Here is a 4976-nt window from a genome sequence, read left to right as displayed (position 1 = left end):
ACATACATGTCATGCCTCCATCGTTTTGATGCGGGTGGTGCGCGGAAGGCAGGCGAGCTTGCCAGGCGCCGCCAGGATGATGTCGACGCCGCGCGGGAAGCGCTGGTTGTTCTGTTTCCATTGCTCGACGAAATGGCGCGGCATGCCGGTCGGCGCGATCGTCGCGGTCTTCTCGATGCCGGGGCCTTCGAGGAGCAGCGACGGGCCGGAGACGAGATCGTCGGTGAGCAGGATCAGCGTCGTCGAGCGGTCGGGATATTCCTGCGTGCCTTGCGAAAAGCCGTCGAGCGCCGCCATCCCCGCCGGGTTGGCTATCAAAGCGAAATGCGCGTCGGCCGGCGTGTTTGCGAGGGGCGCGCCGGTGTGGAAGCCGAGCCACGCCTTGACCGAAGCTTCCGCCTGCAGCCACGGATCGAGCCAGATCGGCGTGTCGTTGTCGCAGAGCGAAAGCGCCACCGCGCCGGCGGTCGCCGACAGCGGCGCCGGCGGCTGGGCGAGCGGCGGCAGCGCCTGCACGCTGCCGGGGCGCGCCATCGCGTCCATGATGGCGCGGAACGCGGTCTGCGCATTGAAGACCGGATCGGCGAAGCCGCCCTCGATCGATTGCGCGGCGATCTCCATCAGTCCTCTCCGCGCACCATGGTGAAGAAATCCACTTTCGTGGCCGCCGTCTCGACGCGCCGCTTCTCGCGCGCCGCATCGAGCGCCGCGCGCAACGGCGCGACCAGCTTCGACTCGATGGTCTCGCGATAGGCCGGGTCCTGCCAGAGCGCGTCGGCGATTGCGGCGAGCCTGGCTTTGCCCTTGTCGCGGCCGAGCGCGTAGGAATGGCCGACCTGTCCGGAGGGCACCCGCACGGTGGCGCGTGTCGCGGTCGCCTCGCCGACATTGAACGGCGCGCCGCCGCCGCCGATCCGCCCGCGCACCGTCACCAAGCCGGTCTCCGGGCCGCGCAGCAGCTCGGCCTCGGAGGGCAGGCCGGAGCCGTTCCACAGCCGCGCGATCTCGTCGGCTGGCGCGTGCGCCAGCGTCGCCATGATGCCTTTCCTCTCGGCCTGCTCGCGCGCTTCCTGTCCTCGCATCGCTCCAACTCCTTTGCACAATATGATTTGTCTATTGATATAGACAACTATACAAATTATACTTACCTCCTACCGAGAGTCGATGACGGGCGCATGACAGACGGGGGAAAAGTGATTGGGGGCAAAATTGATCGAGCGGGCGAGCAGTATCGAAAGGCGCAACGGCGTGTCGCTCTGGCGGCAGATCGCCGACAAGATATTGCAGGGGATCGCCAGCGGCGATTTCACCGAGAATGCGGCGCTGCCGCCTGAGGTGGCGCTGGCCGAACGCTATGGCGTCAACCGCCACACGGTGCGCAGCGCGATTGCCGCGCTGGTGCAGGAAGGCGTGCTCAAGGCCGAGCAGGGGCGCGGCACCTTCGTCTTGTCGCGCAAGCGCCTGTCCTATCCGATCGGCGCGCGCACCCGCTTCTCGACCGGGCTGCAGGGACAGACGACCGAGCGGCACATCGCTCTGCTGTCCTCATCGACCGAGCCGGCCAGCCGCCGCATCGCCGAGGCGCTGAGCATTGCCAGGGGATCGGCCGTGATCCGACTGGAGACGCGCGGCGAAGCCGACGGGCATCCGGTGTCACGGGCGACGACCTGGTTCGATGCCAAGCGCTTCGCCGGCATCGAGACCGTGATGGCCGAGACGGGATCGATCACCGCTTCGCTCAAGCGTTTCGGCATCAACGACTATCTGAGGCGCTCGACGGTGCTGTCGGCGCGCCACGCCGATGCGGACGATCTTGCCGATCTCGAGCTGCAGCCGGGCGCCATCGTGCTGGTCACGATCGCCATCAATGTCACGATGGACGGCCAGCCGATCCAGTTCGCGGAGTCGCGGTTCCCGGCCGAGCGAGTGGAGCTGAAGTTGTCGGCCGGCGATTAGCCTTCGACATCCGTCATCAAGGGCGACAACCCCTGAGGTCGTCATCCACGGGCGGGTCGGGCCTCCCTATCCGACCTCGATAACCGCTTTGATCAACCCGGATTTTTCGTGCGCCCAGCGCGCTAGATCGCGCGGCGTATCGGCAAGGGTCGTGCGGTGGGTGACGAGTTTCTCCAGCGGCACGGCGCCGTTGCGGATCGAGGCGGCGACATGGTCGAAGTCTGCTCTGAGCGCATTGCGGCTGCCGACCAGCGTCATCTCGCGCTTGTGAAACTCGGGATCGGAGAAGGTGATGTCGTCCTTGACGACGCTGACCAGCACCAGCGCTCCGCCATGCGCGACATGGGTGAAGGCGGACTGAACCGACTGCGTGTTGCCGGTGGCGTCGAACACAAGGTCGAAGCCTTCGCCGCGGGACGCCTGCCGCACCAGATCGGCAGCCGGCGCTTTCGAGCCGTCGAGTGCGGCAAAGCCGAGCTCGCTTTCGGCGAAATCGAGCCGTTCGGTGCTCATGTCGAGCAGGCTGACATCGAGGCCGGCGATGCGGGCGAACAGTGCCGTGCCAAGGCCGATCGGACCGGCGCCGATGACCAGCGTGCGCTGGCCGGGCGCACTCAGCGAGCGCCGCACGGCGTGTGCGCCGATGGCCAGGAATTCGACGGCGGCGGCATCGGCCAGCGATAGGCCATTTGCTGGATAAAGGTTTTGCGCCGGCACCAGGATCTCGTCGCACATGGCGCCGTCGCGATGGACGCCAAGCACCTCGATCTGCACGCAGCAGTTCGGCTTGCCGTGCCGGCAGGCAACGCATTTGCCGCAGGCGAGATAGGGGTTGATGATCACCGGCTCGCCGATGGCAAGCTCGACGCCTTCACCTCGCTCGACGACCGTGCCCGAGACCTCGTGGCCCATGATGCGCGGATAGGCGAGGAACGGGTGCTTGCCTTCGAAGATGTGATAGTCGGTGCCGCAGATGCCGACATGGCTGACTGCGATGCGCGCCCAGCCGGGCGGCGGCGCGCCGGGTTCGGCGCGGTCTTCGAGAACAAGGTCGCCAGGCGAGCGGCAGACGACGGCTTTCATGCGCTGATCCAGTGTTAGAAGGGACGTCGGCCCCGCTCGATCGGGGCCGGCGCGTCATTTCAGGAACGATTATTTGCCGCGACGGCGCAGGCCGTCGAAGTAGACGATGACGATGATCAGCAGGCCGGTGATGACGCGCTGCCAGAAGGTGTTGACGTTGAGCAGGTTGGCGCCGTTGTTGATCGTTGAAAGAATGAAGGACCCGATCAGCGGTCCATGCACCGAGCCGATGGCGCCGAACAGCGAGGTGCCGCCGATCACCGACGAGGCGATGGCCTGCAGCTCATAAGTGTCGCCCTGGGTCGGGTTGCCGATGCCGATGCGCGAGGCAAGCAGCACACCCACGAAAGCCGCGAGCAGGCCGGACAGGATATAGGCCATGAAGATGGTGCGCGGCACGTTCACGCCGGAAAGGCGCGCGGCCTCCGCATTGGAGCCGACCGAGAACAAATAGCGGCCCCAGCGCGTGTGGTGCAGGAACACATAGGACGGTATGGCGACCAGGATCACCATCCAGAACAGGTAGGGGATACCGAGCAGCGAGCCGCGCGAGAAGGCCTGGAAAGAGTCGCTGTTGATCGAGATCGAATTGCCGTTGGTCATCAAGAGACCGATGCCGCGCAGCGAGGTCATCGTGGCCAGGGTGATGATGAAGGGCGGCAGGCCCATCTTGACGATGCCGAAGCCGTGGAACAGGCCGATGGCGACGCCGGCGAGCAAGGTAATGAGCACAGCCGCCCAGATCGGCCAGCCGGCATTGATCAGAAGCGCCACGATGACGGTGGTGAAGCCGACCACGGCACCGACCGAGAGATCGATGCCGCCGGTGATGATGACGAAGGTCTGGCCGACCGCGAGGATGGCGATCAGCGAACCCTGACGCAAAAGATTGGTGATGTTGAGCGTCGTGGCGAAGGAGGGTGTGGCGACCGCCAGCACGATCCACATCAAAAGCAACAAGCCGAGCAGCGTCAGCCCGAACAGGGCGTTGTAGTTGCGCTTCGGCTTTTCGGCGGGGATCGCCTCGGTGCTCATTTTCGTCCTCCCGTCTTTTCTTGTTTCTCGGCCAGCGCTTGGCCCAAAATGTCCTCATGGCTGGCGGTGCGGAAGCCATGCGTCGCGACCAGCTTGCCGCGGCGGAACACATGCAGCGTGTCGGCGAGCTCGTAGACTTCCGGCAGGTAGGACGAGATCAGGATGATGCCGGCGCCCTTAGACAGAAGCGTCGAGAACAGCCGGTAAATCTCGGCCTTGGTACCGACATCGACGCCGACCGTCGGCTCGTCGAAGATGAACAGCTTGGCGCCATGCGCCAGCCATTTGCCGATGACGATCTTCTGCTGGTTGCCGCCCGACAGGCTGGAGGCCAGCGCATGGCGCGTCGGCGTCTTGATCCTGAGATCGGCTATCTGGCGATCGGCCTCGGCCTTCTCGCGCGAGCCTGAGATCAGAAGATTGCTCGAGATGCGCTTGTAGATCGGCAGGTTGAGATTCGTGCCGACCGGCAGGTTGAGGCAGAGGCCTTGGTCGCGGCGGCTTTCGGGGGCGAGGGCCATGCCGAGCCTTATCGCGTCATGCTCGGAGTTGACTTGCACCTCCTTGCCTTGCCACAGGATCTGACCGGCCGACTTCCTGTGGCGGCCGTAAAGCGTGGTGACGAACTCGCTGCGGCCGGCTCCGATCAAGCCGTAAAGTCCGACGATCTCGCCCGCGCGGACAGTCACCGAGACGTTCTCGAAACCCTTGCCGGACAGATTCCGCGTCTCGACGATCGTCGCGCCCGGCGTGAAATGCTCCTTGTGGTAGATCTGCTCGATCGAGCGATTGATCATCAGTTTGACCAGTTCCGGCTCGCTGGTCTCGGCTATGTTGCGGGTGCCGACGAGGGTGCCGTCGCGCAGCACCGAAACGCGATCGGCAAGCTCGAACACCTCCTC

At 65.1% G+C, this 4976-nt stretch carries 6 protein-coding genes; 1 reads left to right on the top strand and 5 read right to left on the bottom strand.

What is annotated here, in order from left to right; all coding sequences use genetic code 11:
- Nucleotides 1-9: 9 nt before the first annotated feature.
- On the bottom strand, nt 10-621 hold the full coding sequence (gene phnH, locus EOA32_RS32860) for a phosphonate C-P lyase system protein PhnH (protein ID WP_095783558.1): 612 nt from the start codon (nt 619-621) through the stop codon (nt 10-12).
- Nucleotides 621-1082: a phosphonate C-P lyase system protein PhnG gene (gene phnG, locus EOA32_RS32855; protein WP_095780105.1), complete on the bottom strand. Its 462-nt coding sequence runs from the start codon at nt 1080-1082 to the stop codon at nt 621-623. Before phnG ends, phnH begins: the two co-directional genes overlap by 1 nt.
- Nucleotides 1083-1197: 115 nt before the next feature.
- Here phnG and phnF point away from each other — a divergent pair, with 115 nt between their 5' ends.
- A complete protein-coding gene (gene phnF / locus EOA32_RS32850) occupies nt 1198-1956 on the top strand; it encodes a phosphonate metabolism transcriptional regulator PhnF (protein WP_245499467.1) in 759 nt (252 codons plus the stop codon).
- Between the two features lie 66 nt (nt 1957-2022).
- On the opposite strand, the gene EOA32_RS32845 is transcribed toward phnF, so the two are convergent.
- The 3 genes from EOA32_RS32845 to EOA32_RS32835 form a co-directional block, all read right to left on the bottom strand.
- Nucleotides 2023-3039 (bottom strand): zinc-binding alcohol dehydrogenase family protein, encoded by a 1017-nt coding sequence (locus EOA32_RS32845; protein ID WP_095832425.1) that lies wholly within the window; start codon nt 3037-3039, stop codon nt 2023-2025.
- Nucleotides 3040-3108: 69 nt separating this feature from the next.
- Nucleotides 3109-4074: an ABC transporter permease gene (locus tag EOA32_RS32840; RefSeq protein ID WP_095832426.1), complete on the bottom strand. Its 966-nt coding sequence runs from the start codon at nt 4072-4074 to the stop codon at nt 3109-3111.
- Nucleotides 4071-4976 (bottom strand): ATP-binding cassette domain-containing protein (locus tag EOA32_RS32835; RefSeq protein WP_145971430.1); only part of this gene is annotated, 906 nt, incomplete at its 5' end. The genes EOA32_RS32835 and EOA32_RS32840, both read right to left, overlap by 4 nt.

The organism is Mesorhizobium sp. M1A.F.Ca.ET.072.01.1.1 (genome assembly GCF_004023325.1).
Classification (GTDB): domain Bacteria; phylum Pseudomonadota; class Alphaproteobacteria; order Rhizobiales; family Rhizobiaceae; genus Mesorhizobium.
This window is presented reverse-complemented; position numbering and strand designations above follow the sequence as displayed.

What these genes read in the sequence shown, in the direction of transcription:
- EOA32_RS32840 (WP_095832426.1), bottom strand. Translation starts at nt 4,074, where the DNA reads ATGAGCACCGAGGCGATCCCCGCCGAAAAGCCGAAGCGCAACTACAAC.
- phnH (WP_095783558.1), bottom strand. Translation starts at nt 621, where the DNA reads ATGGAGATCGCCGCGCAATCGATCGAGGGCGGCTTCGCCGATCCGGTC.
- EOA32_RS32845 (WP_095832425.1), bottom strand. Translation starts at nt 3,039, where the DNA reads ATGAAAGCCGTCGTCTGCCGCTCGCCTGGCGACCTTGTTCTCGAAGAC.
- phnG (WP_095780105.1), bottom strand. Translation starts at nt 1,082, where the DNA reads ATGCGAGGACAGGAAGCGCGCGAGCAGGCCGAGAGGAAAGGCATCATG.